Source organism: Actinoplanes sp. NPDC026623, from assembly GCF_040638275.1.
Classification (GTDB): Bacteria; Actinomycetota; Actinomycetes; order Mycobacteriales; family Micromonosporaceae; genus Actinoplanes.
The window spans coordinates 25,049-50,685 of sequence record NZ_JBEZXZ010000025.1; the positions used below are offsets into that span (position 1 = coordinate 25,049).

Below are 25,637 nucleotides of genomic sequence, written 5' to 3' on the forward strand. Positions count from 1 at the left end.
TTCCGCCAACCGCGATGGAGGATCGATGACATTCGTGGCATCCCACTACGTCGTGCGGTCGGTCGACCGCGCCGACCCGGAGACCATCGCCGCCCTGCGCGACGCGGGCGTCGCCACCGGACACGAGGCGGCGGGCCGGATCGGCCTGCTCGGACCCGCGATACAGGCGCGCCGGTCCGGCGCCGTGATCGCGGGCTCCGCGATCACCGTGTCCTGCCCGCCCGGGGACAACCTCATGATCCACGCGGCCGTCGAGGTGTGCCGGCCGGGCGACGTCCTGGTCGTGACCACGACCTCGCCCTCCACCGACGGGATGTTCGGCGACCTGCTCGCGACCTCGCTGATGGCGCACGGCGTCGCCGGGCTCGTGATCGACGCTGGGGTCCGCGACCTGGCGGCGCTGCGCGAGATGGGCTTCGGGGTCTGGTCGCGTGCCGTGCACGCGCAGGGCACGGTCAAGGCCGGCCCGGGGTCGGTGAACATTCCGGTCGTCGCCGCCGGCCAGATCGTCCGGCCCGGCGACATCATCGTCGCCGACGACGACGGGGTCCTCGCCCTGCCGGTGGCCCTGGGCCCCGGCACGGCCGCCGCCGCCGCGAAGCGCCTGCAGGGCGAGGCCGCGAAGCGCGCCCGGCTGGCCGGCGGCACGCTCGGCCTCGACATGTACGGCCTGCGGCCCCTGCTCGCGGAGCTCGGCGTGCAGTATGTGGACCGCCTGCCGCAGGACGGTGCGCGGTGAGCCACGACGTCGACGGGATCCGCTGCATGCAGTTGCGCGGCGGCAGCTCGAAGGGCGCCTACTTCCTCGCCGGGGACCTGCCCGCGGACCCGGGCGAGCGCGACGACCTGCTGCTGCGCGTCATGGGCTCCCCGGACGAGCGGGAGATCGACGGGATCGGCGGCGGGCACCCGCTGACCAGCAAGGTGGCGGTGATCCGGCCGTCCGGCGCCGCGGACGCCGACGTCGACTACCTGTTCCTGCAGGTGGTGCCCGGCCGGCCGATCGTCACCGACGCGCAGACCTGCGGGAACCTCCTCGCCGGGGTCGGGCCGTTCGCGATCGAGCGGGGGCTGGTCGCGGCCCGCGACGACACCACCGACGTCCGCATCCGGATCATGAACCCCACGGTGAGCCGCGTCGAGGCGCGCGTGCAGACGCCCGGCGGCCGGGTGCGCTACGACGGTGACACCGTCATGGCGGGCACGCCGTTCCCCGCCGCGGGAATCCGCCTCGAGTTCCCCGGGGACGACGCGGGCGTCTTTCCCACCGGGCGGCTCGTCGACACGTTCGCCGGCGTCGAGGTCACCTGCGTGAACGCCGGCATGCCGGTGGTGCTGGTGCGCGCCGCCGACCTGGGCGTCGACGGCGCCGAGCCGCCGGCCGTGCTCGAGGGCGACCGCCGGCTGCGGTCGGCGGTCGAGGCCATCCGGCTCGAGGCGGGACCGGCGATGGGCCACGGCGACGTCCGGGACACCACCGTTCCGAAGATCACCATCGTGTCGCCGCCCCGGCAGGGCGGCACCGTGGCCACCAGGACCTTCATCCCGCACCGGGTGCACGCCGCGATCGGCGTGCTCGGCGGCGTCTCCGTCGCGGCCGGGGTGCTGGCGCCCGGCACCGTCGCGAGCTCGCCCGTGCCGGCCGGCGGACTGGTCCGCATCGAGCACCCGACCGGCGTCTTCGATGTCCACCTGGACCTCGGCGGCGGCGGCGCGGCGACGACGCTGCGCCGGAGCACCGTCGTGCGCACCGCCCGCAAGCTGGCCGACGGCCTGGTCTGGCCGCGCAGTGGAAAGGCAATCGGATGAGCCACCCGCACGATCCCGACCGGCGCCGGGACATCGCCCACGTCGGACCGATCGAGCTGTACACGCCCGTGCTGGAGGAGTCCCGGGACTTCTTCGTGAACGTGCTGGCGCTGCGCGAGGTGCACCGCGACGACACCTCGGTCTACCTGCACACCTGGGACGACTACCAGTCCTGGACGATCCGGCTGGTGCGGCGCGACGCCGCGGGCATCGGCCGCACGTACCTGCGCGCCGCCGGCCCGGAGGCCCGCGACCGGCTCGCCGGGCAGATCGAGGGGACCGGTCCGGGCCCGCACCGGGTCGTCGACGACGTGCGCGGCCTCGGCGAGGTCTTCCTCTTCGCCGATCCCGACGGCCACGAGTTCGGCCTGTACTGGGACGTCGAGTGGTATCGGCCCGACGCGAGCGACACCCCGGCGCTGAAGAACCAGGCGGCGGCCTACCCCGGCCGGGGCGCGAATCTGCGGCGGCTGGACCACGTCAACTACCTGACCGCCGACGTGCCGGCCACCTCGGCGTTCCTGAGCGACGTGCTCGGCGCGCGGTGCACCGAGCAGATCGTGAAGGACGACGGCGGACCGCAGGCCGTCTGGTACTCGGTCGGCAACAAGACCTACGACCTGGTCTACACCGAGGACTGGACCGGCACCCGCGGGCGCCTGCACCACGTCGCCTTCGCCACCGACACCCGCGAGGAGATCCTGCGCGCCGCGGACGTCTGCCTCGACGCCGGCGTGCACATCGAGACCGGCCCGCACAAACACGCCATTCAACAGACCTTCTTCCTGTACGTGTGGGAGCCGGGCGGCAACCGCATCGAGATCTGCAACGCCGGTGCCCGGCTCATCCTGGCGCCGGACTGGAAGACGATCAGCTGGACCCGCGAGGAGCGGGCCAAGGGCCAGGCGTGGGGGCTCAGGACCATCGACACCTTCCACACCCACGGCACCCCCGTGGTGCCGCCCGCCTCATGACGGCGCACGGGGTTCGCATCGCGCTGCTGGGCCTGGGCGAGGCCGGGCGGGAGATCGGCCGCGACCTCGTCGTCGCCGGCGCGGACGTGCGCGGCTTCGATCCGCGGCTCGACCCGCCGGCCGGGGTCGAGCGCCGGGCGGACGACGCGGACGCCGTCCGCGACGCGGACCTGGTGCTGAGCGTCAACAGCGCGCACGACGCCGTGCCGGCGCTGGAGAGCTCGCTGCCCGCGCTCGCCGCCGGCAGCATCTGGGCCGACCTGAACACGGCGGCGCCGGCGGTGAAGGCCGACCTGGTGCGGCGGCTCGCCGGCCGGGACGTCGCGGTCGTGGACGTCGCGCTCATGGCCCCGGTGCCCGGGCGGGGCCTGCGCACGCCGATGCTCGTCGCCGGCGAGGCCGCCGGCCGGTACGCCGAGATCCTCGGGGCCCTCGGCGCCGAGGTCACCGTCCAGCCGGGCCCGGCCGGGGAGGCGATCTCCCGCAAGCTGCTGCGCAGCGTGTTCTACAAGGGTGTCGCCGCCGCGGTGGTGGAGGCGCTGACCGCGGCCGAGGCGGCCGGCTGCGAGCCGTGGCTGCGCGAGAACATCGGCGCCGAGCTGGCGGGCTTCGACGAGCGCACCATCGACCGGCTCGTCGACGGCACCCGCCGGCACGCCCGGCGCCGCGCCGACGAGATGACCGCGGCGAGCGAGCAGCTTGTCGCGCTGGGCGTGCCCCCGCGCGTCGCCGCCGCCGCCCGTGACCTGCTGATCGAGCTGCGAGACCAGGAGTCACCATGATCATTGACTGTCACGGTCACTACACGACCGCGCCGGCCGCGCACACCGCGTGGCGGGAGGCCCAGCAGGCGGCGTTCCGGGCGGGGGAGCGGCCCCCGCCGTACCCGGCCATCTCCGACGACGAGATCCGTGCGTCGGTCGAGGACAGCCAGCTGCGGCTCATGGCCGAGCGCGGCATCGACCTCACCGTCTTCTCGCCGCGCGCCTCCGCGATGGGACACCACTTCGGCGACGAGGCGGTCAGCGCCGCCTGGGCGCGGGCCTGCAACGACCTCATCGCCCGGGTGGCAGGGCTGTACCCCGACAGGTTCATCGGCGTCTGCCAGCTGCCGCAGTCGCCCGGCGTGCCGATCGCCAACTCGGTCGCCGAGCTGCGGCGCTGCGTGAATGAGCTGGGGTTCGTGGGTTGCAATCTCAACCCCGATCCCAGCGGCGGGCACTGGACGTCGCCGCCGCTGACCGACCCCGCCTGGTTTCCGTTGTACGAGGCGATGGTGGAGCTGGACGTGCCGGCCATGGTGCACGTGTCCGCGGTGACCAATCCCAGCTTCCACGCCACCGGCTCGCACTACCTCAACGCCGACACCACGGCGTTCATGCAGCTGCTGGAGTCCGACCTGTTCGAGACCTTTCCCGGCCTGCGACTGATCATCCCGCACGGCGGGGGAGCGGTGCCCTACCACTGGGGACGCTTCCGGGGCCTCGCCGACATGCTCGGCCGGCGGTCGCCCGCCGAGGCGGTGATGGGCAACGTCCTCTTCGACACCTGCGTCTACCACCAGCCCGGCATCGACCTGCTCTTCGACGTCATCGACGTCGGCAACCTGCTCTTCGGCTCCGAGATGGTCGGCGCCGTACGCGGCATCGATCCGCTGACCGGGCACCACTTCGACGACACCCGGCGCTACGTCGACGCGCTGCTGCTCGCCCCCGGCGACCGCGTGAAGGTCTACGAACGCAACGCCCGGCGGGTCTATCCGCGGCTGGACGCCGCGCTGAGCAGGCGCGGCATCTGCTAACCATATTGCTTGCGAGATTGTTGACATTCGGCGTAACGTCCGCCGTGCCTTGCCCCCGACGATGAGGCGGACCCCATGCGACAGTCCTCCACAGCAGACAGACGCCTCCGGCCGTACGGGCGGATCGGCGTCGCGGCGCTGGCGGTGACGCTCGTCGCCACCCTGACCGCGAGCGCCGCGGCCGGCGGCACGCCGGCGCGCACCACCGCGGACGGCCTCGCCGGCCTGCCCGCCGTCGCGCCGGTCATGGCGTGCGCCGACGTGATGGGGCTCGACCTCGGCGGCGTCACCGACGCGCCGGTCACCATCCGCTCGGCGGCCGTCGTGACCACCGGGGCGCCGGCGCCGTACTGCGAGGTCCGGGGCACCATCGCGCCGGCGGACACGATCGTCCTGCGCCTGCCCGTCAACGGCTGGACCCAGCGCTACGTGCAGACCGGCTGCGGCGGGCTCTGCGGCAGCGCGAACATCAATGTCCCGCAGGCGGCGGCCTGCCCCCCGATCGCGGACGGCACGGTGGCCGCCGCCACCACCGACATGGGCCACCAGGGCCGCAACGACGGCTCGTGGGCCGCCGGAAACCCGCAGGCGCATATCGACTTCGGCTACCGGGGCGTGCACGTGACGGCCGAGACCGCCAAGGCGATCATCGCGGCGTTCTACGGCCGGGCGCCGGCCTACTCCTACTTCACCGGCTGCTCGGACGGCGGCCGCGAGGCCCTCATGGAGGCCCAGCGCTACCCGCACGACTTCGACGGCATCGCCGCCGGCGCGCCCGCGAACAACATGGCCGTGCAGAACACCTTCCACCACGCGTGGAACGTCCTGACCAACCGGGACTCCAACGGCGACTACATCCTGCTGGCCGACCGGCTGCCGCTGATCCACGCGGCGGTGCTCGCCGCCTGCGACAACCTGGACGGCCTGGTCGACGGCCTGATCGACGACCCGCGACTCTGCCACTTCGACCCGGCCCGCCTGCTTTGCCGCCCGGGCCGGGACCCGGCCACGTGCCTGACGGCGGCGCAGGCCGCCGTCGTGCGGCGGTTGCACGACGGCGCCGTGGACGCGCGGGGCCGCCGGCTGGAGCCGGCCATCTCCCACGAATGGGGATCCGAGCTCGAGTGGACCCTGTTCGTGCCGTCGGCGCAGGGCCAGACCGTCGGCAGCGAGAACTTCGCGCTGTCCTACCTGCGCTACCTGGCCGACCCGAACGACCCGGACCCGGACTACCGGCTCTCCGACCTGGCGCTCACCGTCGCCTCGTTCTGGTCGACCGTGCTGCCGTCGTCGACCTACCTGTCCGCAATGGACCCCGACCTGGGCGCCTTCCGGCGCGCCGGTGGGAAGCTGCTGCTCTGGCACGGCTGGAACGACCAGCACATCTCACCCCAGACGACGCTGATCTACTACGACGCGATGCGCGCCACCATGGGCGCCGCGAACGTCGACCGCTTCGCGCGGCTCTACCTGTTCCCGGGCATGGCGCACTGCGGCGGCGGGGACGGGCCGAACACCTTCGACGTGCTCACCCCGGTGATGGCCTGGGTGGAGAGCGGCCGGCGGCCCGCGCGGATCGTCGCCGGCAGGGTCGCGGGCGGCGCGGTCACCCGCATCCGGCCGGTGTACCCCTATCCGGCGGTCGCCCGCTACGACGGCACGGGCAGCATCGACGACGCGGCGAACTTCGCCGGTTACACCCCGCGCCGGCCGGTCCGCAACGATGCCGACTGGGTCGGCCGGCGGCTGTACTCGCACGGATACCAGACCTGGCCGCGGGCCGTTGGCGGCAAGCTCGTCCTGCGTACCCGGCCCTGACCGCGCCGGGGTCGCTAACGTGTGCGGGGTGGAGCTCGACTTCTCGGACGCCGATTTTCTGCGGGACCCGTACCCGGCGCTCGGCCGGCTGCGCGAGCACGCGCCGGTGAGCTGGCACGCCCCGACGGGCAGGTGGCTGGCGGCCGGCCACGCCGCGGCGAACGCCGTGCTGCGCGACCGGCGGCTGGGCCGGTTCTGGCACGACCGGGAACCGGCCGCGGTCTACGAGCCGTTCAACCTGCTGCACCGCAACCAGATGATGGAGAACGAGCCGCCCGTGCACACCCGGCTCCGCTCGCTGGTCGCCAAGGCCTTCGCCCGCGGGCACGTGGAGCGGCTGCGCCCGGCCGTGGACGCGGAGGCCGCCGCGCTGCTGGCCGCCGCCGGGCCGGAGTTCGACCTCCTCGCCGAGTTCGCCGAGCCCCTCGCCGTCACGGTCATCGCCGAGCTGCTCGGCGTGCCCGGACCGGACCGGCACCGGCTGCGCCCCTGGTCGGCGGCGCTGGTGCGGATGTACGAGGTGTCGCCCTCCGCGGAGGCGGAGGCCGCCGCGCTGACCGCCTGCCGCGAGTTCGCCGCGTACCTGGGCGACCTGGCCGCCCGCCGCCGCGCGGAACCGCGCGATGACCTCGTCTCCCACCTGGTCGCGGTCCGCGACGGCACCGACCGCCTCTCCGGCGACGAACTCGTCGCCTCGGCGATCCTGCTGCTCAACGCCGGCCACGAGGCGTCGGTCAACGCGCTCGGCGGCGGCGTGGTGGCGCTGCTGCGGCACCCCGGCCAGCTGGCCCGGCTTCGCGCGGACCGCACGTTGATACCCACCGCGGGCGAGGAGATGATCCGCTTCGACCCGCCGCTGCACATGTTCGTCCGTACCGCGGCGGCCGACGTGCCGCTGCCCGGCGCGACCGTCCCGGCCGGTGCGGAGGTGGCCGCCCTGCTCGGCGCGGCCAACCGGGACCCGGCCGTCTTCGCCGAACCGGACACCTTCGACGTCGGCCGCGACCCCAACCCGCACCTGGGCTTCGGCGCCGGCCTGCACTTCTGCCTCGGCGCGCCGCTGGCCCGCATCGAGCTGCAGGCCGGGCTCGCCGCCCTGCTCGACCACGCGCCCGGCCTGGCCCTGACGGCCGAGCCGGTCCGCCGCCCGACGTTCGTCCTGCGTGCCTACACCGCGATACCGGTGACGACCCGCCCGGCCTGATCCGCGCCGCACCCGGGTTGCCTCGCGGACTGGGGGCCCTGCGGATCGCCGACTGCCCGGCCATCCAGGGGTACTTCTTCAGCAGGGCCGTCCCCGCCGACGACTTCCACGAGCTGATCAGACACCAGGTCAGCCTGAAGGCGGCCGGACCGGACCCTCGGCGAGCAGGGTGGCGAGGATGTCGTCGGCGTAGGCGGTGCGGGCCGGGCCGGGCTTCGGCAGCAGGCCGGGTGCGCTGCGCATCAGCTGGAGCTGCCCGAGATAGGCGCTGTAGGCCAGGAGCGCCCGGCGCCGGGCCCGGGCCGGGGGGAAGCCCAGCTCCCGGAAGAGCGCGGTGAGGTAGGCCAGCCGCTGCTCGGTCACGTCGGCGAGGGCCGCCGCGACCAGCGGGTGGCCGGCGTCCGCGAGCAGCGCCAGGTCCGCATCGGTACGCGCCTCCGGCGCGAACACCTGGGTGAACAGCTGCCGGAGCCGCTGGGTGGCGGGCGCGCCGCCGGCCTCCAGGCCCTCGATGATCGACGTGGTGCCGGCCTGCCGCCACAGCCGCAGCGCGGCCTCCACCAGCTCGTCCCGGCCGCCGAAGTGCCAGTAGAAGCTGCCCTTGGTGGTGCCGAGCCGAACCGCCAGGGGCTCCACCGCCACCGCGGCGAGGCCCCCGGCGCTCAACGCGTCCAGCGCGGCGGACGCCCAATCTTCGCGGCTGAGTCTCGACACGCTCCATACGCTACCGTATGGTCAAACCATACGGCACCGTATGGAGCGGGGTGGGTGAGGTGGATCGACGGGTCGCCACCGGGGGCAGTGCGCTGTTCTTCGCGCTCGCGCCGGGCACGGTCGCGGGCCTGGTGCCCTGGGCCCTGACCGGCTGGCACACCGGCCGGGCCCTGCCCTGGGCCGTGCGCGGATTCGGTGTGCTGCTGATCCTCGCCGGGCTCCTGGTGATCGTGCCGGCGTTCGTCCGGTTCGTCGTCGAGGGCGCGGGCACCCCGGCGCCGGTGGCGCAGACCGACCGTCTGGTGGTCGGCGGCGTCTACCGCTTCGTCCGCAACCCGATGTACCTAGCGGTCCTACTGGTCATCGTCGGCCAGGCGCTGCTGCTCGGGCGCGCCGTGCTGCTGGTCTACGCCCTGGTGGCGGCCGCCGCCATGGCCGGCTTCGTGAAGGGTTACGAGGAGCCGCACCTCGCCCGCGCCTACGGAGCCGAATACGAGGCCTACCGCCGCGCGGTGCCCGGCTGGTGGCCCCGGTTCCGGCGTCCGCAGGCCCGCTGATCGCGGTCCGGCGCGGGATCGGCTACGGTGGGATCCGTTGCAGTCGTATTGTAAAGACTGGGGTCCCGATGCATCTGATCGAGCTGTCCGAGAAAATCGCCGGCCTGACGGCCCTGGTCGGCGGCAAGGCGGCCGGCCTGGGCGAGCTGATCCGGCAGGGCGAACGGGTGCCGCCGGGCTTCTGCGTCACCACCGAGGCGCACCGCCTCGCCACCCTGCCCGAGGCCGAGATCGTCGCCGCGTACGCGAGGCTCGGCGGGGGCCCGGTGGCGGTGCGGTCCAGCGCGACCGCCGAGGACCTGCCGGACGCGAGCTTCGCCGGGCAGCACGACACCGTCCTCGGCGTGACCGGCGACGCCGAGTTGCTCACCGCCGTCGCGAACTGCTGGGAGTCGCTGCACAGCGCCCGTGCGATCGCCTACCGCGACGCACACGGCATCGATCACGACGCGGTGCGGATGGCGGTCATCGTGCAGCGGATGATTCCCGCCGAGACGGCGGGCGTGTTGTTCACCGCGAACCCGCTCACCGGCAGCCGCGCCGAGATGATGGTCGACGCCGCGCCGGGCCTCGGCACCGTGGTGGAGGCCGGCGCCGGGGTGGACCACTATGTCCTTCCCGCGGGGGAGACCGCCGGCGGGTGCCTGGCGCCGGAGCGGCTCGCGGAGCTGAGGACGCTGGGGGAGCGGCTGCAGCAGCGCGCCGGCAGCCCGCAGGACGTGGAGTGGGCGATCGACCGCAGCGGCACCATCTGGCTGCTGCAGTCGCGGCCGATCACCACCCTCTTCCCGCTGCCGCCCGAGAGCGCCGGGCCGCAACCCCGCGTCTACTTCGAGTTCGGCCACGTGCAGGGCATGCTCCAGCCGGTCACCCCGATGGGCATGTCCACCCTGAAGGCGCAGGTGGCGGCGATGCTCGCGGCGCTCGGCGTACGGGCGGAGATCGTCGACATCGGCGGGCGCCTCTACGGCGATCTCACCGACCTGGCGCGCCGCCCGGCCGGCCGCAAGCGGCTGGTCAAGCTCATGGCCGTCGACTTCGGTCCCCGGGCACAGGCGGCCATGGAGCACGTCCTGGCCGACCCCCGGTTCGCCCCGGGCGGCGACGGCGCGGCCGGCGGGCGGGGCGCGGCCACGCCGTCGCTTCGTACGGCCGTGCGCGCGGTCACCGGGATCGTCGGCGCCCTGGCCCGGCCGGAGGCGGCGCGGGCCCGGGTGTCCGAGGCGATCGAGCGGCTGCGGCTCGGGTCGGCCGCGCCCGGCGACCTGAGCGGCGCCGCCGACCGGCTGCGGTTCGTCCGGGAGCGGGACGCCGCGGAGGGCCCCGACGACATCACCTGGCCGATCGTGGCCGGCATGATCGCCGCCGCGCTGCCGGAGCACCTGCTCCGGGGCGTCGCCACCCCGGACGAGATCCACCGGGTCATGGGCGGGATGCCGCACAACGTCACCATCGAGATGGACCTGGCATTGTGGCTGCTCGCCACGCGCGCCGCGGAGCACCGCGACCTGCTGCTCGGCACGCCGTCGCAGGAGCTCTCCGCCCGCTACCGGGCCGGGACGCTGCCGGACGTCGGCCTGGCCGCGTTCCTCGACGCCTACGGGCATCGCGGCGTCGCCGAGGTCGACCTCGGGGTGCCGCGCTGGGACGAGGATCCGGCGCCCGTCCTCGCGATGATCGCGAACTGCCTGCGGGTGACGGACCCCGAGCAGGCGCCGGACCGGCGCTTCGAACGGGCGGCCGAGGCGGCCGAGGCCGCGCTCGCCGACATCGTCGTGCGGGCCCGTCGCCGCCGGCCGGTGCGCGGGCGGATCGCCGGATTCCTGCTGCGCCGGGCCCGATCGCTGGCGGGCCTGCGCGAGGCGGGCAAGTTCGCGGGCCTCTATCCGCTGCGCGAGATGCGCCGGCAGTTGCTGCTCGTCGGCGCCGAACTGGCCGCCGCCGGTCGGGTGGAGCGGCCGGACGACATCATGTTCGTGACCCTCGACGAGGCGCACGCCGCCGTGCACGAGGACGCCGACCTGCGGGACGTCGTCGCCGGGCGCCGGGCGGTGCACCGGCGGGAGCTGCGCCGCCGGTCGGTGCCGGTGGCGCTGCTGTCGGACGGCACCGACGTCGAGGCCGTGCTGCCGGCGCCGCCGGATTCCGGCGGGGTGCTGCGCGGGGTCGGCGCGTCGGCGGGCCGGGTGACCGGACCGGCCCGGGTCGTCCACGACCCGGCGACCGCCCGCATCGAGCCGGGCGACATCCTGGTCGCGGCGACCACGGATCCGGGCTGGACCCCGCTGTTCCTCACCGCCGGTGCGCTCGTGACGGAGACCGGCGCGGTAATGGCGCACGGCCCGACGGTCGCCCGGGAATACGGCATTCCCGCGGTGATCTGCGTACCCGGCGCCACTCAGAAGATCACCACCGGTCAGCTGATCACGGTGGACGGCGCGGCCGGCACCGTCACCCCGGCCGCCGATTGAGCGCGGCCGCCGATTAGCCCGGCCACGGATTGAGCCCGGTCGCGGGTCGGGTGGGATCCGGGGTGGGCGGCGGGTTCCCGCGGATCCGGCGTCCTCAATGGGCGGTCGGGATCCGGCGGCACAACGGAGGTCGCGGGTCCGGAGCCGGTCCGCAGCCGGCCCTTCCGGCCGCCTGTCCGGCCGGCCGCCCGCCGAGGCTATTCGCTGGCGCGCACCAGCAACGCTGCGATAGCATTAGCACCCTTTTGTTATAAGATCACATGTTTTGATGGCGCGGCCCGCGAGGGGTGCGCCGTCTTTTCAACCGCCTCTGTTTTCCGGACATTCGGCACCCGGAGGGAGATCGACCAGGTACGGACACCGGCCTTGTCCGCGTTCGGTACGACTGGGCCGAAAGTAGGGGCACGGACCTTTACCGGCCGGCCTGCCCGACTCGAGGAGGTCTCGTGAACGCTCGGCCGCATGCCCTGTGCGCGATCGTCGGCTTTGACGGATCTCCGGAGGCGAGCGCCGTGATCGACGTCGGCGCGGAGTTGTTCCCGCGGGCCCACGCGTGGATGACATACATGTGGAGCCCGCCGTTCGCCAGCGAGACCCTGCGCCGGCGGCTGTGGGCCGGCACCGGGGGAGTGGACGACTTCGTCGACGCCATCGAGCGCGAGGGCGAACGGGAGGCCGCGCGCATCGCCCGCGTCGGCGTCACGCTCGCCAAGGCCGTCGGGTGGGACGCCGAGCCGCTGGTCCGGCGCATCTACGGCGGCGAGGGGCTGGAGTTCGCGCAGCTGGCCGAGAAATACGATCCGGACCTGGTGCTGCTCGGTTCCCGCGGCCTGGGCGGCACGAGCGCGGCGCTGGGAAGCGTGTCGGACGTGGCCGCGCACTACACCCCGCGGCCGGTGCTGGTCGCCCCGCACCCGATGCTCCTCGACGAATACGAGGCCCTCGCCGCCGGCCCGGTGCTGGTCGGCTGGGACGGATCCGAGGGCGCGGAGGCCGCGTTCACCACCGCCGTGCGCCTGTTTCCGGGCCGGGACGTGCTGGCGGTGCGGGTGGAGCAGGCCGGTGTCGCGGAGCAGGGCGCCCGCGAGGTCGTCACCGTTCCGGCGAGTCACCGGCACGGGCGCTCGGCGCACGCCGTCGCCGAGGCGCTGGCCGGCGCGGCCCGGGCGCGCGGTGCCGCGCTGCTGGTCGTCGGTTCGCAGGGCCGTTCAATGGTCCGGGAGATGCTGCTCGGCAGCGTGACGATGGGAACGCTGCATCTCGCGCACCGGCCCGTCATGATCGTGCCGCGGCGCGATCCCACGTCCACTTAGCAGCCGTTGGGCCGGCCGTCGGAAAATGAACTCCCGGCGATCGTGAACCGGTTCAGAGTTCCGGTGAGGTGCGGGCCCGGGGAAATTCCGCCGGGCGGTCGCCCGTCACCAATCGACGGCGGCCACGGGAAACGATCTGGCGGGCGGTGGCGGCCGGGTCGTCAATCGGCTGCTCGGGCCCGATCGGCACCTCGGCGATGCGGCGAATGCCGATGGCATTTCTGTGCCCGGTCCGGCCGGGGCGTTCACATTGATTGGTGCAGGCGGGCGCCACGGCAAGGCGGCGTCGCGGGCCGGCACACCGGCCGACGCGGGAACGGGCGGCGCGCGGGTGATGCGGGCAGAGACGGAGCCGGCCCAGGGAGAGCCGTTGCGAATTCCGCGGAGCTGAATCGCAACGGCGCCTGCAGCCGTTGACCCGTCAGCGCTTGCTGTGGAACGCCTCGACGATCGAGCTCGGGATGCGGCCGCGCTCGGAAACCTCGTAGCCGTTCTTGAGGGCCCACTCGCGGATCGCCTGGTTCTGCTCGCGGTTGGTGCGGGCCGGAACGGCGGCCGCGCCGCGCGAGGCGATGCGCGCGCCGGCGCCGCTGCGGCCGACCCGGGAGGCGACCGCGAGGTAGGGGTCCAGCGCCTTACGCAGCTTCCCCGTGTTCTTCTCGGAAAGGTCGATGGTGTAACTCACGCCATCGAGGCCGAATTCGATGGTGCGGTCCGCTTCGCTGCCGTCGATGTCATCGGTCAGCAGGGTGACGATCGTCTTTGCCATGGTGTGGTCGCTCCCGAAAGGCTGCGCGGTGAGGCATCAGGTGAATGCCTGTATTCGTACTACCATAGCGGCTCTGTTGAACGACCCGTCAGGCGCGGTGGAATGCACGAAGAAACCAGACTCCCGATCTCGCGATATCGCACATCCGTCACGGAGGCATTGCATTAGGTGGCGTCCCGGCGGCATCGGCCTTAACCGCCCGCCGGGGCCGGTGGGCGGTTAAGTCGGGGTGCTGAGATGAGCGAATCGCCCCCATGCCTCCGGAATTCCCGATCAAAGGGTCACGGCAGCAGGAGGTTGACGTCGCCGAACTCGTGCCACAGGTACCCGGCGTCGAGCGCCGCCGCGTATCCGCGCTCCAGCAGCGGCGTCCCCGCGACCGCCGCGAGCAGGTCGAGGTGCGAGGCCCGCGGCTCGTGGAAGCCGGTCAGCAGCCCGTCGACCACCCGCAGGCCGCGTTCCGGGGTGATCACCAGGTCGGTCCACCCGTGCGCCGGCCCGGCCGCCGCGCTCTCCAGCGCGCGCACCGCCGTCGTGCCGACCGCGATGACGCGGCCGCCGTCGGCCCTGGCCCGCGCGACCGCCCGCGCGGTCTGCGGCGGGACCGAGAACCGCTCCGGGTACGGCCGCTCGTGCGCCTCGGGCGAGGCCACCCCGGTGTGCAGCAGCACCGGAACGACGCTGACGCCCGCGACGACGAGCCGGGTCACGGTGGCGTGGGTGAACGGCCGCCCGGCACTCGGCATCTCGGCGCTGCCGGGGTGCACGCCGAACACGGTCTGGTAGCAGGACAGCGGCCAGTGGCGCCGCACGTAGGCGTACCGGATCGGGCGGCCGCGCGCCGACAGGAGATCGGGCACGGACGCTGCGCCGGCGGTGTCGACGTCGGCCCGCCACAGCCGCCCGGCCGAGTACCGCTCGCGCAGTGTCACCGCGCCGCCGCCGGGCAGCGGATACCGCCGGCCCTCGGCGCCGCCCGGATAGGGCGCGGTGGCCTTGCCGCTGCGGCGGCGCAGCTCGACCAGCCACGACCCGTCGTCGGTCTCGGTCGAGAAGTGGACGGTCAGCGGGCCGCAGGCGACCGGCACCGCCGCCGGCAGGGTGGCGGAGGTGTTGACGATCAGGACGTCGCCGGGGCGCAGCAGTGCCGGCAGCTCGGCGAAGCGGTGATGCCGCACGGTGCCGGCGGCCCGCTCACCGACCAGCATGCGTACCCCGTCGCGGGCCAGGCCCCGCGCCTCCGGCGGCTCATGTGCCTCCAGGGCGGCGGGCAGCGCGAAGTCGAGCAGCGCCGTCACCGGCCGGCCCCGGTGAGCAGGTCGGCGAGCCGGACGCGCCCCGACGGCGGCGCGTCGCCGAGCAGCCGCCGGAACGCGGGCAATACCGTCTCGGGCGGCGGCCGGTCGCTGATGTCCGCGCCGGGGAACGCCTCCTGGTGCATCCGGGTACGCAGGTCGCCGGGGTCCACCCACCACACCCGCAGCTCCGGCTCCTCGGCGGCGAGCACCCGGGAGGCCTGCTCGATCGCCGCCTTCGCCGAGCCGTACCCGCCCCAGCCCGGGTAGGCCTCGACGGCGGCGTCGGAGGTGACGGTGACGATCGCGCCCCGGCGGGCCCGGAGGCCGGGCAGCGCGAGCTGGATCAGCCCGAGCGGCGCGACCACGTTCACCTCGTACACGTCGCGCAGGACGTCGAGCGGGTAGCCGGCCAGCGGCGGCTGCGGGCTGGGCCCCAGGATGCCGGCGTTGTTGACCAGCAGGTCGATCCCGCCGAGCCGGCCGGCCGCGGCGACCAGGGCGTCGCGGTGCGCGGCGTCGGTGACGTCGCCGGGCACGGCGACGACCCGGCCCGGGTCGAACTCCGCCAGCGCGGCGGCCAGCTCGCCGGCCCCGCGGGCGTCGACGACGAGCCGCCAGCCGTCCTGGGCCAGTCCGGCGGTGAGCGCGAGTCCGAGCCCGCGGGACGCGCCGGTGATGATCGCGACAGGCATCGCTGATCTCCCTTCCACGCCGTCGACGCTATGGCGGACCCGCCCGGTCGCCATCGGGCCGGGGACCGCCGCCTCCTCCGCCGTTGGACCTAGGTCCCACGACCGATCCGGGTCCGGTGTGTCCCGTGGGTACGGTTCAGGAGTGACCGGTTGCGGCCGCGCCGAGCTGCGCGAGGTGAGTGAGGCGGTGCTTGCCGTCACCGCCCGCCTGTCGGTGCACGAGGTACTGCAGACGATCGTCGCGTCCGCCCGGCGCCTGCTCGGCGCCCGGTACGCGGCGCTGGGCCTGCCCGGCCCCGACGACACGTTCGGCGAGTTCCTCACCGACGGCATCAGCGACGAGCAGTCGCGCGCGATCGGGCCGCTGCCGCGCCAGCACGGTCTGCTCGGCGCGATGCTGCACGACCGGAATCCGGTCCGGCTGGCCGACGTGCGCTCGCACCCGCGGTTCGGCTGGTGGCCCGCCGCGCATCCGGTGCTCACGGACTTCCTCGGCATGCCGATCCTGCACGGCGACGAGATCCTCGGCACCCTGTTCCTGGCCAACAAGCGGACGCCGGGCGGCTTCACCGCGGCCGACGAGGAGCTGCTGCGGCTGCTCGCCGCCCACGCCGCGATCGCCCTGGTCAACGCCCGGCTGTACGAGCGCAGCCGGGAGCTGTCCATCGTGGCCGAACGCAACCGCATCGCCCGCGAGCTGCACGACGCGGTGACCCAGAAGCTGTTCAGCCTCCGCCTGACCGCCGACGCCGCGGCGGTGCTGGTGACCCGGGACGCCGGCCGGGCGGCGGCCGAACTGGACACGGTGCGCCGCCTCGCCGCCGAGGCGACCGAGGAGCTGCGGGCGATCGTGGTCGGCTTGCGCCCGGTCGACCTGGCCGGCGACGGCCTGGACACGGCGCTGCGCAAGCAGGCGGACCTGCTCGACCGGGTGCACCTGCCCGCGGTGCGGTTCGCCGGCGGCCCGGTGCCGCGGCTGCCGGCGGTGCGTGAGGAGGCGGCGTACCGGATCGCCCAGGAGGCCCTGCACAACGCGCTGCGCCACGCCGAGCCGGGCCGGGTCACGATCGCGGTGCGGACCGACGACGGTTCGCTCGTGCTGGAGGTCACCGACGACGGGCGGGGATTCGACCCGCTGACGCCGACCGGCCGGTTCGGCCTGGCCTCGATGCGCGAGCGTGCCCGCGCCGCGGGTGGCCGGCTCGAGGTGCTCTCCCGCCCGGGCACGGGCACCACCGTGCGCCTGGTGGTTCCGGCCGATGACTGAGCCGATCCGGGTGCTGGTGGTCGACGACCATCCGGTCGTCCGGCAGGGCCTGCGGACGTTCCTGGATCTGCAGGACGGCCTGGCCGTGGTCGGCGAGGCGGCCGACGGCGCGCTCGCGGTGGCCGCCGCGCGGGAACTCCGCCCCGACGTGGTGCTGCTGGACCTGCGGATGCCGGGCGCCGACGGCGTCGCGGCGCTGCGCGGCTTGCGGTCGTCGGGCAACGCCGCCAAGGTTCTGATCATCACGAGCTTCACCGAGCCGGCCGCCGTGCTGCCCGCCCTGCGGGCGGGTGCCGCCGGGTGCGTGTACAAGGACATCGATCCGCCGGCGCTCGCCGCCGCGATCCGGGCGGTGCACGCGGGCCACGTGCTGCTGCAGCCGGACGTCGCCCGGCTGCTCGCCGACGGCGAGGCCCGGCGGGCCGAGGCGCACCTGACCGGCCGGGAGCGCGAGGTGCTGGCCGCGATCGCGCGGGGCCGCGCGAACCGGGAGATCGCCCGGGAGCTCGGCCTGTCGGAGAAGACGGTCAAGACCCACGTCAGCGCGATCCTCGCCAAGCTCGGCGTCCAGGACCGCACCCAGGCCGCGCTGCACGCCGTCCGCGCCGGAATCGTCGACGCGTGATCCGGCCGTCCCGGCGTTGTGATCGTTAACAATGGCCGTTAACATCGGCAACACATAGACGGACATCGTTGCGTTGCGGCCGGGTCCGGTGGCAGCGGGACGCGAGGGACGCCACCCTCACGTCCGTCCACCGACCCCGACGGAGCACCGATGAACTCCACCGTCCACAGATCCCCGCGCCGGGCGGCGCTGCTGGCCGCCGCCACCATGGCCGTGGCCGCCGCCGGCGTCGCCGTCGGCGGCACCCAGGCGTCCGCCGCCGACTGCGGCGCCCTGTCGTACCAGGCGGAGGCGACGCTCAGCGGCAGCACGTGGACCGCCCGCCGCGGCGGCACGGCGGTGTACACCGGCACCGACATGCGCGCGGCCGTCCAGGCGGCCGTCAGCAGCCTCCCGGCCCGCACCTCGAAGCAGAACGTGGTGGTCCGCGGCTCCGGGTCGGTCAGCGCCAACTCCCGGATCTCGCTGCCCAGCTACACCCTGCTGGACGTCTGCGGCACCATCAACGTCACCGGCTCGGGCTCGGGCGACCAGGCGCCGGTCTACTCCCGCGGCACCCACGACGTCGAGATCGCCCACCTCAACGTCACCGGCGCGCCGCTGTACGGCATCTTCCTGCGCAGCGTGTCCAACGTGGTCCTCGGCCAGATCGACATGCGGCTCTCCGCCGGCCTCGGCGTCCGCATCGACAACTACGGCGACACGAGCGTGCCGGCGAGGAACATCCGCCTCGACAGCGCGTACGTCTCCGGGGCGAGCTCGCACGCGGTGGAGACCTACGGCGTCGACGGCATCACCATCGGCACCGTCACGGCCCGCAACGTCGGCGAGTCCGGCCTGCTGCTCAACCAGACGATCAACGCGACCGTCGGCACCGTCGACGCGGAGAACGCCGGCACCGGCACCGGCTACGCGGCGTTCCGGATGGCCAATCGCAACGGCCGGGTCGGCAGCGGCTATCCGACGAACATCCGGGTGGGCACCGTGAAGGCGCGCGGGGGTGGCCGCGGCGTCTTCTGCGTCTCGGAGAGCGGCGGGGCGACGATCGACAACGTGGACATCGCCGACACCGGCAACAATTCGGTGCTGGTGGAGAACTGTCACAACGTGGTCATCGCCGGTAGCTCCGGAACCATCAGCGGCGGGGGCGAGGTGCGCATCTCCTCGCGTACCGAATTCGCGCCGTCGTCGGACATCCGGTTCCAGAACCTGCGGGTCAGCAATACCGGCATCCGGTGGAGCCCGTGCACCGGCACGAACAACACCATCAGCAACGTCACCCGGACCAATTCGACGCTGACCTGGTGCTGACCGGAACCGATCGCGTGGTGGCGGCAGCCACCGCCACCACGCCGCAGCACGTACCATGCGGGAGATGGATCGACGAACGACGATCTACGACGTCGCCCGCGAGGCTGGGGTGGCGGCCTCCACCGTGTCGCGGGCCTACGCGCGGCCGGGGCGGGTCAACGCCGAGACGGCGCAGCGCATCTTCCGGGCCGCGGAGCTGCTCGGCTACCGTTCCGGCCGGCCCGAGGGCCGGCGTCGCGGCGACCGGAGCGCGCGGGAGTCCATCGCCCTGGTCATCGCGGACGTCACCAACCCGTTCTACGGCGACATCATCAAGGGCGGCTACGAGGCCGCGCGCGAGGCCGGCTACCAGCTCATCCTGTCGCACACCAACGAGTCGCCGGAGGTCGAGCGGCAGACCATCGAGCGCGAGCTCGAGCAGGTCGACGGGATCGTCATCGCCAGCTCCCGGATGACCGACTCGGCGCTGCGGATGATGGTCAAGCAGAAGCCGCTGGTGCTGCTCAACCGGATCATTCCCGAGGCGAGCTGCGTGGTGAACGACAACCAGCGCGGGATCCGGCGTGCCGCGGAGCACCTCGGCGCGCTCGGCCACGAACGGATCTTCTACGTGGCGGGACCGGAGGCCAGCTGGTCGGACGGGATCCGCTGGCGGGCCCTGCGCGAGGCCGCCGCCGAGCTGGACCTGGAGGCGCGGCGCATCGGCCCGAACGAGCCGACCGTCCTGGCCGGCCTGAGCGCGGCGCGCCGGGTGGCCCGGGCCGACGCGACCGCGGTGCTGGCCTACAACGACCCGCTCGCCATCGGCGTGATGAAGGGCCTGCGCAAACTCGGCCTCGCCGTGCCCGAGCAGGTCAGCGTCGTGGGATTCGACAACATCATCTTCGACGAGCTGGTCGAGCCGGCGCTGACCACCATCGCGTCGCCGCTGTACCGGATGGGCTTCACCGGGGTGCGCAACTGCATCGCGATGGCACAGGGCGCCCGGACCAGCGGCGCGCCGCTGGTCCTCCCGGTCCGCCTGGTGCTGCGGCAGTCGACCGCCGCGTGCCGCCGGTAGCCGCTCACCCCGGCGCGGGCAGGGCGGCCCGGGCCCATTCGAGGGAGACGCGGTGCGACTCGCGCTTCGAGTGCCCGCGGCTCGGCTCGTCCACCTCGATCATGAAGTCGCCGTCGTAGCCGTCCGGCATCGCCGCCAGCACCGCGACGAGGTCGACCACGCCGCGGCCGGGCTCCGCCCACAGCCGCCCGGTGCGCTGCACCTGCTGGTAGGTCAGGCCCCTGCGGCTGTCCGGGTCCAGGAAGTCGGCGAAGCAGTCCTTGAGGTGGATGCCGCCGAGCCGGTCGGCGTAGCGGCGGATGAACGGCGCGGGTTCGATGCCGGCCCACCGCAGGTGCCCGGTGTCCGGCCCGAACCCGATGAGGTCCGGGCCCAGGTCGTCGAGCAGCCGGACGATCTCGTGCTCGGTCTCGAAGACCCCGCCGACGTGCGAGTGGTGCAGCGGCCGCAGCCCCTCGGCCAGCAGGGCCCGGCACACCGCCGCGCAGGCGTCGATCGCGCGGTCCAGCCGGCCCGCGTCGAAGCCGGCGCCGACCGCCGGCTCGGCCATCCGGGCCGGCAGCGACATCGAGGAGACCATCGTACGGTCGAGCCCGAGCGCCACCTGCGTAGCGGCGAACCGCCGGGCCCGTTCCACCTCCCGGGCCACGTCGACGGTCTCGTCGAACGGGGAGTTGAAGAGGCCGATCGACGGCGCGAGGCCGTAACCGCCGATCCACTCGGCGTACGCGGCCGGGGTCATGTCGTCCGGCACGTCGGCCTTGACGGCGTCGAACCCGACGTCCCGCAGGTCGCGGAACGCCTCGTCGAACACCTCCCGGCTCTTGCCGGCCCGGATCCAGTAGGGGATCGGGTTGGCGGCGATGCGGTTCATCGCAGCACCACCGGCCGCCCGGTGCGGGCGGACTCGTAGGCGCCGGTGATGACCGCGACCGACTGCCGGTTGGTCTCCAGGCCGACCCGCAGCCGCTCGGTGCCGTCGAGGGCGCCGAGGAAGTTCAGGTACTGCAGCCGGTGCGCGTCCGACAGCTGCCCGGGCTCGCTGCCCGCGGCCGGGACGGCCGGTCCGGGCGCGGTGGCGGCGTCGCGCAGGAAGACCAGCCGGTCGTCGTCGATCACCGCGGACCCGCGGTCGCCGTGCACCTGGACGCGCGCGCTGAGCCCCGGATACGCCGCGGTGGTGGCGTGCAGCACGCCCAGCGCGCCGCCCTCGAACCGCACCACGCCGACCGCCACGTCCTCCACCTCGATCCGCTCGTGCGCCAGCGTGCCGGTGTAGGCGAACACCTCCACGGGCCGGCCCAGCGCGGCGACCAGCAGGTCGACGGTGTGCACGCCCTGGTTCATCAGCGCGCCGCCGCCGTCGAGCTCCCAGGTGCCGCGCCACTGCCCGGAGTCGTAGTAGCTCTGCGCCCGCCACCAGTCGATCGAGGCGATGCCGGAGGTGATCCGCCCCAGTTCGCCGCGCTCGACGGCCGCGAGCACGGCCTCGGTCGACGGGTCGAAGCGGTGCTGGGAGACGACGGTGACAAGCGTGCCGGCCTTCTGCTGCGCCTCGATGATCTCGTCGATGCGGGCCACCGTGATCTCGGCGGGCTTCTCGACGATGACGTGCTTGCCGGCCTCGAGCGCCTCGATGGCCATCTCGCCGTGCTGCCCGGTGGGGCTGCACACCACGACGACGTCGACGTCCACGCCGGCCAGCGCGCCCGCCAGCGAGCCGAACGCCCGGGCGCCGTGCGCGGCGGCGAGCCCCTCGGCGCGTCCGATCTCGACGTCGGCGACCGCGACCAGCGCGATGCGGTCCGCCAGCTCGGCCATGACCCGGCCGTGGAGCACGCCGATGACCCCGGCGCCCACCAGCAGGGCCTTCCGGACACCCGTCATGAGTACTCGATCCCCTCGGTCTTGAGCAGGTCCGTGAAGGACTGCCACGCGGTGCGGAACAGCTCGGGCCCGGAGAATCCGCCGGTGGCCGTCGCGGCGCTCAGGTGCGGTTCGAGCGAGAAGAACCCGTCGAATCCGTCGTGGTGCAGCGCCCGGAGGGTGCGGGCGATCTCGCCGTCACCCGCGCCGGCGGGCACCACGACGCCGGTCGCGGCCAGCGCGTCCTTGATCTGCACGTACGCCACGTGCGGGCGCAGCAGCGCGTACCCGTCGGTGTAGGGCCGGACGCCCACCTGCACGAAGTTGGCCGGGTCCCAGGCGAGCCGCAGGTGCGGCGAGTCGACGGAACGGACCACGTCCAGGCAGCGGCCGGGCACGTCACCGTAGATCTCCTTCTCGTTCTCGTGCAGCAGGACCAGATCCGCGTCCTCCGCCACCCGGGCCAGCGCCCGCAGCCGGCCGATCACCTCCTCCCGGTGCGCGCCCGGGTCTGCGCCCGGGCGCAGGAAGAAGGAGAAGATCCGGACGTACGGCGCCGCGAACAGGTGCGCGACGTCCGCGGCGTGGAGCATGCGATCGAGGTGGGGTGCGAACTCCTCGTCGATGAAGATCTTGCCGATCGGCGAGCCGATGCTGGACACCTCCAGGTCGTGCGCCGCGAGGGTCCGTTTCATGTCGCCCAGCCGGCCGGGATCGAGGTCGAGGATGTTGACGCCCCAGGCGCTGCGCAGCTCCACGTATCTCAGGCCCAGGCCCGCTGCCGTCCGGCACTGCTCGGTGAAGTCCGGGGAGATCTCGTCGATGAATCCGGAGAGGGTCCACATCGGCGGGCGTCCTTTCGTGCGTCGGTGGTTCCGGTGTGCCGGGCCCGGCGGCCCGGCCCGCTACTTGACGCCGCCGGCCGTCAGGCCGCCGACCAGGTAGCGCTGGAAGATCAGGTACAGCGTCACGACCGGCGCCGCGGTGACCAGCGCGGCCGCCATGACCTGGGAGTAGACCGGGAACGCGCCGCCCTCCTGGGTCGCGCTGAACGAGGACAGCGCCACCGCGGCGGTCTGCGTCTCCGGCCGGGTCAGCACGGACGCGAACAGCACGTCGTTCCAGCCGAGCAGGAACGCGAAGATGCCCGACACCACGACCGCCGGCAGGCTCAGCGGCAGGACGATGCGCAACAGCACGACCGCCGTCCCCGCGCCGTCGGTGCGGGCCGCCTCCTCCAGCTCACGCGGCAGGCCGCGCAGGTAGGTGACCATCACCCAGGTCGAGAACGGCAGCGCGAAGGTCAGGTACGCGAGGAACAGGCCCCAGCGGCTGCCGACCATGGCGATGCCGAGATAGTTGCCCGCGGAGGAGAACAGCACGAACACCGGCAGCAGCATCAGCGTGCCCGGGATGCTCTGCAACCCGACCAGGCCGCGCAGGATGGTGAGCCGCCCGGTGAACGCGTAGCGCACCAGCACGTACGCGGTGACGGTGCCGAGCAGCGCCGAGGCGACCGCGGTGCAGGCGCAGACGACGAGGCTGTTGACCAGCCCGGTGGCCAGGTCCGCGGTGGTCCAGATCTCGCGGTAGCTCTTCAGGGAGAACGTGCTGGGCCAGAACTGGCCCTCGGCGACGCCGATGTCGGTGTTCAGCGACGCGAGCAGGATGTAGGCGGTCGGGATCAGCACCATCGCGCACAGCACGACGGTGACGGCCACGAGCAGCGGCCTGGGCAGCAGCCGATGTGCCTCGCCGGCGGCGGTCATCCGCGGTCTCCGTCCTCGTGCACGTCCAGCCGCAGCGCCCGCAGATAGGCGAACAGGGGCACGGCGATGAGCAGCAGCGACACGATCGCCATCGCCGCGCTGAGCCCGAACCGCAGGCTCTGGAAGCTGGTGACGTAGACGATCATCGGCATGACGTTGACGCTGTCCGGGGCGGGCGCACCGAACAGCACGAACGGCAGGGTGAAGTTGTTGATGTGGCTGAGGGTGGCCAGCAGGCACGCCAGCAGCACCGGGCCGCGCAGGTACGGCAGGATCACGTGCCGCAGCTTGGGCCACCAGTCGGCGCCGTCGATCGCGGACGCCTCGTGGACCTCGCCGTCGACGCCCTGCAGCCCGGCCAGCGCCATCAGGTAGATGAACGGCCAGGCCGCCCAGATCTCCACCAGGATCAGCGTCCAGTAGGACGCCGGCCCGGACAGCCACAGTCCGCCGTCGGCGCCGACGCGCGCGAGCAGGGTGTTGACGATGCCGTCGGGCTGCAGCATGGTCCGCCAGACCGTGGCGACCACGAAGGAGGGGAGCACGTACGGGATCAGGAACACCGCCCGGACCAGGCCCCGGCCCCGGTAGCGGTTCTGGGTGGCGACCGCGGCGGCCACGCCGAACGGGACCGTCGCGATCGTGGCGATGACGGCGAAGGACACGCTGATCCACATCGAGTGCGGCAGCCCGGACTGGAACGCCTCGACGTAGTTCTGCACGCCGATGAACGGCGCCTGCAGCCAGCGGCGCAGCGTGTACTGGTCGAGGTCGATCAGGGAGAGGTAGACGGCCAGCAGCAGCGGGATGACGATGATCACCGTCATGAGCGCACCGCCGGGAGCGAGCAGCCAGAGCGGGCGCTGCCGTTCGGTGACGCCCCGGCGGCGCTTCTCCCGGCGGTCGTCGGTCACGGCCGGCTACTTCGCCCGGTCCAGCGCCGACTGGGCCGCCTTCTGCGCCGCGGCCAGCCGGCTGTCGAGCTGCGCGTCGCTGAGCGATCCGCCGGACAGGTCGGGGATCGACTGCACCACCACGTTGGTCAGCGCCAACTGGATGTCGGCCCAGGCGCCGGTGAACGGGGTGGCCACCGACTTCTGTGCCGCCTCGGCCACGGGGAGCAGCCTCTGGTCGGACTCCAGCGTCTTGAGCGCCGCGGCGTTGGCGGGCAGGTTGCCGAGCTTGCGGTAGTAGTCCAGCTGGGCGTCCTGGTCGGTGATCAGCTTGACGAGTTGGAAGGCCAGGTCCTTGTTCTTGGAGTAGTCGGCGACGAGCAGGTTGTCGCCGGACAGGATGCTGGCGGCCTCCACCCCGTTCGCCGGCCGGGCGGTGGCGCCGGGCGGCACGGTCGGCAGCAGCGCGAAGGACCACTTGCCCTTGACCGCGCCCTCGTCCAGGGCCTTCGCGCCGGTGGCCGAGGTCAGCGCGACGTAGCCGGTCCGGCCCTTGGCGAACGCCGCGATCGCCTGCGGGTTGGACCACCCGGCCGCCGCCGGGTCGACCACCCTGTCGGTGGTCAGCCAGCCGAAGTACGTCTGGTAGGCCTTCTTGACGGCCGGGTCCTGCAGGCGGGCGGTCTTGCCCTCCACCAGCGGGTTGCCGGCCTGCATCGACATGCCCCAGACGAACTTCCACGGGTCGAAGTTGTCCTTGTAGGCCACCGCGAGCCCGTACTGGTCGCCCTTGGTGAGCTGCTTGGCCTGCCGGGCCAGCTCGTCCCAGGTGGTCGCCGGCTTGGCGATCCCGGCGGCCTTCAGCAGCTCGGTGTTGTAGGCCATGACGAACGGCCGGCTGACCCACGGTATGCCGATCTGGTTCGTGTCGTCCGGCCCGGAGATGCCGAGGGTGGCCGGGACGAACTTGTCCTTGCCGCCGATCTTCGTCCACTCGTCGTCGCCCAGCTTCACGAACGCGCCGGTCGAGTACGCGGTGGGTGTCAGGGTGGTGCCGACCGCGTACACGTCCGGGCCGGTGCCCGACACCACCGACGTCTGGATCTTCGTCAGCTCCTCGTTCGCGCTGGCGAACGTCTCGAAGCGCACGGCCGTGCCGGTCTGCGCCTGGAACTTGTCGCTGATCGCCTTCTGCCAGGCCTGAAACTCCTGTGGATACTGCGTGTTGGCGCCGATCAGCACGTTGAGCGTCTTGCCGCCGTCGCCCGCGTCGTCGCCGCCGCAGGCGGCGAGGGCTGCCGTAAGCGCGGCCGCACTGGCCAGCGCCACCACCACACGCGTTCTTCTCAGACCCATCGTCGTTCTCCCTGCATCGAAGAGTTACGTGATGGCTACGCCCGAGCGTCACCGCGGGTAAAGAAATTGC

24 protein-coding genes are annotated in these 25,637 nt (G+C 73.4%); 14 read left to right on the plus strand and 10 right to left on the minus strand.

Features of this window, described 5'->3' with window-relative positions:
- The first annotated feature begins 25 nt into the window (after window positions 1–25).
- The 7 genes from AB0F10_RS10675 to AB0F10_RS10705 all read left to right on the plus strand — a co-directional run bounded on the left by AB0F10_RS10675 (window position 26) and on the right by AB0F10_RS10705 (window position 7,606).
- The gene (locus AB0F10_RS10675; RefSeq protein WP_360622314.1) at window positions 26–739 is read left to right on the plus strand and encodes a 4-carboxy-4-hydroxy-2-oxoadipate aldolase/oxaloacetate decarboxylase; all 714 of its coding nucleotides are present in this window, start codon (window positions 26–28) and stop codon (window positions 737–739) included.
- Window positions 736–1,809 carry a PrpF domain-containing protein gene (locus AB0F10_RS10680; protein WP_360622316.1) on the plus strand — a complete coding sequence of 358 codons (1,074 nt, stop codon included), beginning with the start codon at window positions 736–738 and terminating at the stop codon, window positions 1,807–1,809. Before AB0F10_RS10675 ends, AB0F10_RS10680 begins: the two co-directional genes overlap by 4 nt.
- On the plus strand, window positions 1,806–2,783 hold the full coding sequence (locus tag AB0F10_RS10685; protein WP_360622318.1) for a VOC family protein: 978 nt from the start codon (window positions 1,806–1,808) through the stop codon (window positions 2,781–2,783). Before AB0F10_RS10680 ends, AB0F10_RS10685 begins: the two co-directional genes overlap by 4 nt.
- Window positions 2,780–3,565, plus strand: a complete 786-nt coding sequence (locus tag AB0F10_RS10690) for a DUF1932 domain-containing protein (RefSeq protein WP_360622320.1) — start codon at window positions 2,780–2,782, stop codon at window positions 3,563–3,565. The genes AB0F10_RS10685 and AB0F10_RS10690 overlap by 4 nt, the downstream gene beginning before the upstream one ends.
- Entirely contained in the window at window positions 3,562–4,584 is a 1,023-nt protein-coding gene (locus AB0F10_RS10695) for an amidohydrolase family protein (RefSeq protein WP_360622322.1), read from the plus strand. Before AB0F10_RS10690 ends, AB0F10_RS10695 begins: the two co-directional genes overlap by 4 nt.
- Window positions 4,585–4,659: 75 nt before the next feature.
- Complete coding sequence (locus AB0F10_RS10700) at window positions 4,660–6,402, plus strand: tannase/feruloyl esterase family alpha/beta hydrolase (protein ID WP_360622324.1); 1,743 nt, start codon at window positions 4,660–4,662, stop codon at window positions 6,400–6,402.
- Between the two features lie 28 nt (window positions 6,403–6,430).
- Window positions 6,431–7,606 (plus strand): cytochrome P450, encoded by a 1,176-nt coding sequence (locus AB0F10_RS10705; protein ID WP_360622326.1) that lies wholly within the window; start codon window positions 6,431–6,433, stop codon window positions 7,604–7,606.
- Between the two features lie 129 nt (window positions 7,607–7,735).
- Here the strand turns inward: AB0F10_RS10705 and AB0F10_RS10710 are convergent, their stop codons facing one another.
- Window positions 7,736–8,320, minus strand: coding sequence for a TetR/AcrR family transcriptional regulator (locus AB0F10_RS10710; RefSeq protein ID WP_360622329.1), 585 nt, complete (start codon window positions 8,318–8,320; stop codon window positions 7,736–7,738).
- 59 nt (window positions 8,321–8,379) lie between these two features.
- Between AB0F10_RS10710 and AB0F10_RS10715 the strand changes: the two genes are divergently transcribed.
- From AB0F10_RS10715 to AB0F10_RS10725, 3 genes are all read left to right on the plus strand, one after another.
- A complete protein-coding gene (locus AB0F10_RS10715) occupies window positions 8,380–8,877 on the plus strand; it encodes an isoprenylcysteine carboxylmethyltransferase family protein (RefSeq protein ID WP_360622331.1) in 498 nt (165 codons plus the stop codon).
- 68 nt (window positions 8,878–8,945) lie between these two features.
- The gene (locus AB0F10_RS10720) at window positions 8,946–11,348 is read left to right on the plus strand and encodes a PEP/pyruvate-binding domain-containing protein (protein ID WP_360622333.1); all 2,403 of its coding nucleotides are present in this window, start codon (window positions 8,946–8,948) and stop codon (window positions 11,346–11,348) included.
- Between the two features lie 446 nt (window positions 11,349–11,794).
- A complete protein-coding gene (locus tag AB0F10_RS10725; protein WP_360622335.1) occupies window positions 11,795–12,661 on the plus strand; it encodes a universal stress protein in 867 nt (288 codons plus the stop codon).
- A 421-nt stretch (window positions 12,662–13,082) separates the two neighbouring features.
- On the opposite strand, the gene AB0F10_RS10730 is transcribed toward AB0F10_RS10725, so the two are convergent.
- The 3 genes from AB0F10_RS10730 to AB0F10_RS10740 all read right to left on the minus strand — a co-directional run bounded on the left by AB0F10_RS10730 (window position 13,083) and on the right by AB0F10_RS10740 (window position 15,420).
- The gene (locus tag AB0F10_RS10730) at window positions 13,083–13,430 is read right to left on the minus strand and encodes an Lsr2 family protein (protein ID WP_360622337.1); all 348 of its coding nucleotides are present in this window, start codon (window positions 13,428–13,430) and stop codon (window positions 13,083–13,085) included.
- Window positions 13,431–13,711: 281 nt separating this feature from the next.
- Window positions 13,712–14,728: an S-adenosylmethionine:tRNA ribosyltransferase-isomerase gene (locus tag AB0F10_RS10735; protein WP_360622339.1), complete on the minus strand. Its 1,017-nt coding sequence runs from the start codon at window positions 14,726–14,728 to the stop codon at window positions 13,712–13,714.
- Window positions 14,725–15,420: an SDR family oxidoreductase gene (locus AB0F10_RS10740; protein WP_360622342.1), complete on the minus strand. Its 696-nt coding sequence runs from the start codon at window positions 15,418–15,420 to the stop codon at window positions 14,725–14,727. Before AB0F10_RS10740 ends, AB0F10_RS10735 begins: the two co-directional genes overlap by 4 nt.
- Window positions 15,421–15,562: 142 nt before the next feature.
- Here AB0F10_RS10740 and AB0F10_RS10745 point away from each other — a divergent pair, with 142 nt between their 5' ends.
- The 4 genes from AB0F10_RS10745 to AB0F10_RS10760 all read left to right on the plus strand — a co-directional run bounded on the left by AB0F10_RS10745 (window position 15,563) and on the right by AB0F10_RS10760 (window position 19,683).
- Window positions 15,563–16,687, plus strand: coding sequence for a GAF domain-containing sensor histidine kinase (locus tag AB0F10_RS10745; protein ID WP_360622344.1), 1,125 nt, complete (start codon window positions 15,563–15,565; stop codon window positions 16,685–16,687).
- Window positions 16,680–17,312 (plus strand): response regulator transcription factor, encoded by a 633-nt coding sequence (locus AB0F10_RS10750; RefSeq protein ID WP_360622346.1) that lies wholly within the window; start codon window positions 16,680–16,682, stop codon window positions 17,310–17,312. The genes AB0F10_RS10745 and AB0F10_RS10750 overlap by 8 nt, the downstream gene beginning before the upstream one ends.
- A 150-nt stretch (window positions 17,313–17,462) precedes the next feature.
- The gene (locus AB0F10_RS10755) at window positions 17,463–18,623 is read left to right on the plus strand and encodes a hypothetical protein (protein WP_360622348.1); all 1,161 of its coding nucleotides are present in this window, start codon (window positions 17,463–17,465) and stop codon (window positions 18,621–18,623) included.
- Window positions 18,624–18,687: 64 nt separating this feature from the next.
- Entirely contained in the window at window positions 18,688–19,683 is a 996-nt protein-coding gene (locus AB0F10_RS10760; protein WP_360622350.1) for a LacI family DNA-binding transcriptional regulator, read from the plus strand.
- A 4-nt stretch (window positions 19,684–19,687) separates the two neighbouring features.
- Here the strand turns inward: AB0F10_RS10760 and AB0F10_RS10765 are convergent, their stop codons facing one another.
- From AB0F10_RS10765 to AB0F10_RS10790, 6 genes are read right to left on the minus strand one after another with little or no spacing between them, the layout of a single operon-like run.
- Entirely contained in the window at window positions 19,688–20,557 is an 870-nt protein-coding gene (locus AB0F10_RS10765) for a sugar phosphate isomerase/epimerase (protein WP_360622352.1), read from the minus strand.
- Window positions 20,554–21,570, minus strand: a complete 1,017-nt coding sequence (locus AB0F10_RS10770; protein WP_360622354.1) for a Gfo/Idh/MocA family oxidoreductase — start codon at window positions 21,568–21,570, stop codon at window positions 20,554–20,556. The genes AB0F10_RS10765 and AB0F10_RS10770 overlap by 4 nt, the downstream gene beginning before the upstream one ends.
- Window positions 21,567–22,394 carry a sugar phosphate isomerase/epimerase family protein gene (locus tag AB0F10_RS10775; protein WP_360622357.1) on the minus strand — a complete coding sequence of 276 codons (828 nt, stop codon included), beginning with the start codon at window positions 22,392–22,394 and terminating at the stop codon, window positions 21,567–21,569. Before AB0F10_RS10775 ends, AB0F10_RS10770 begins: the two co-directional genes overlap by 4 nt.
- 60 nt (window positions 22,395–22,454) lie before the next feature.
- Window positions 22,455–23,318 carry a carbohydrate ABC transporter permease gene (locus AB0F10_RS10780; protein WP_360622359.1) on the minus strand — a complete coding sequence of 288 codons (864 nt, stop codon included), beginning with the start codon at window positions 23,316–23,318 and terminating at the stop codon, window positions 22,455–22,457.
- Window positions 23,315–24,232 (minus strand): sugar ABC transporter permease, encoded by a 918-nt coding sequence (locus AB0F10_RS10785; RefSeq protein WP_360622361.1) that lies wholly within the window; start codon window positions 24,230–24,232, stop codon window positions 23,315–23,317. Before AB0F10_RS10785 ends, AB0F10_RS10780 begins: the two co-directional genes overlap by 4 nt.
- A gap of 6 nt (window positions 24,233–24,238) precedes the next feature.
- The gene (locus AB0F10_RS10790; protein WP_360622363.1) at window positions 24,239–25,567 is read right to left on the minus strand and encodes an extracellular solute-binding protein; all 1,329 of its coding nucleotides are present in this window, start codon (window positions 25,565–25,567) and stop codon (window positions 24,239–24,241) included.
- Window positions 25,568–25,637: the final 70 nt, after the last annotated feature.

Coding starts and splice junctions, on each gene's coding strand:
- AB0F10_RS10760 (WP_360622350.1), top strand. CDS start 18,688: ATGGATCGACGAACGACGATCTACGACGTCGCCCGCGAGGCTGGGGTG.
- AB0F10_RS10690 (WP_360622320.1), top strand. CDS start 2,780: ATGACGGCGCACGGGGTTCGCATCGCGCTGCTGGGCCTGGGCGAGGCC.
- AB0F10_RS10765 (WP_360622352.1), bottom strand. CDS start 20,557: ATGAACCGCATCGCCGCCAACCCGATCCCCTACTGGATCCGGGCCGGC.
- AB0F10_RS10720 (WP_360622333.1), top strand. CDS start 8,946: ATGCATCTGATCGAGCTGTCCGAGAAAATCGCCGGCCTGACGGCCCTG.
- AB0F10_RS10755 (WP_360622348.1), top strand. CDS start 17,463: ATGAACTCCACCGTCCACAGATCCCCGCGCCGGGCGGCGCTGCTGGCC.
- AB0F10_RS10695 (WP_360622322.1), top strand. CDS start 3,562: ATGATCATTGACTGTCACGGTCACTACACGACCGCGCCGGCCGCGCAC.
- AB0F10_RS10780 (WP_360622359.1), bottom strand. CDS start 23,318: ATGACCGCCGCCGGCGAGGCACATCGGCTGCTGCCCAGGCCGCTGCTC.
- AB0F10_RS10740 (WP_360622342.1), bottom strand. CDS start 15,420: ATGCCTGTCGCGATCATCACCGGCGCGTCCCGCGGGCTCGGACTCGCG.
- AB0F10_RS10790 (WP_360622363.1), bottom strand. CDS start 25,567: ATGGGTCTGAGAAGAACGCGTGTGGTGGTGGCGCTGGCCAGTGCGGCC.
- AB0F10_RS10675 (WP_360622314.1), top strand. CDS start 26: ATGACATTCGTGGCATCCCACTACGTCGTGCGGTCGGTCGACCGCGCC.
- AB0F10_RS10750 (WP_360622346.1), top strand. CDS start 16,680: ATGACTGAGCCGATCCGGGTGCTGGTGGTCGACGACCATCCGGTCGTC.
- AB0F10_RS10730 (WP_360622337.1), bottom strand. CDS start 13,430: ATGGCAAAGACGATCGTCACCCTGCTGACCGATGACATCGACGGCAGC.
- AB0F10_RS10770 (WP_360622354.1), bottom strand. CDS start 21,570: ATGACGGGTGTCCGGAAGGCCCTGCTGGTGGGCGCCGGGGTCATCGGC.
- AB0F10_RS10700 (WP_360622324.1), top strand. CDS start 4,660: ATGCGACAGTCCTCCACAGCAGACAGACGCCTCCGGCCGTACGGGCGG.
- AB0F10_RS10775 (WP_360622357.1), bottom strand. CDS start 22,394: ATGTGGACCCTCTCCGGATTCATCGACGAGATCTCCCCGGACTTCACC.
- AB0F10_RS10685 (WP_360622318.1), top strand. CDS start 1,806: ATGAGCCACCCGCACGATCCCGACCGGCGCCGGGACATCGCCCACGTC.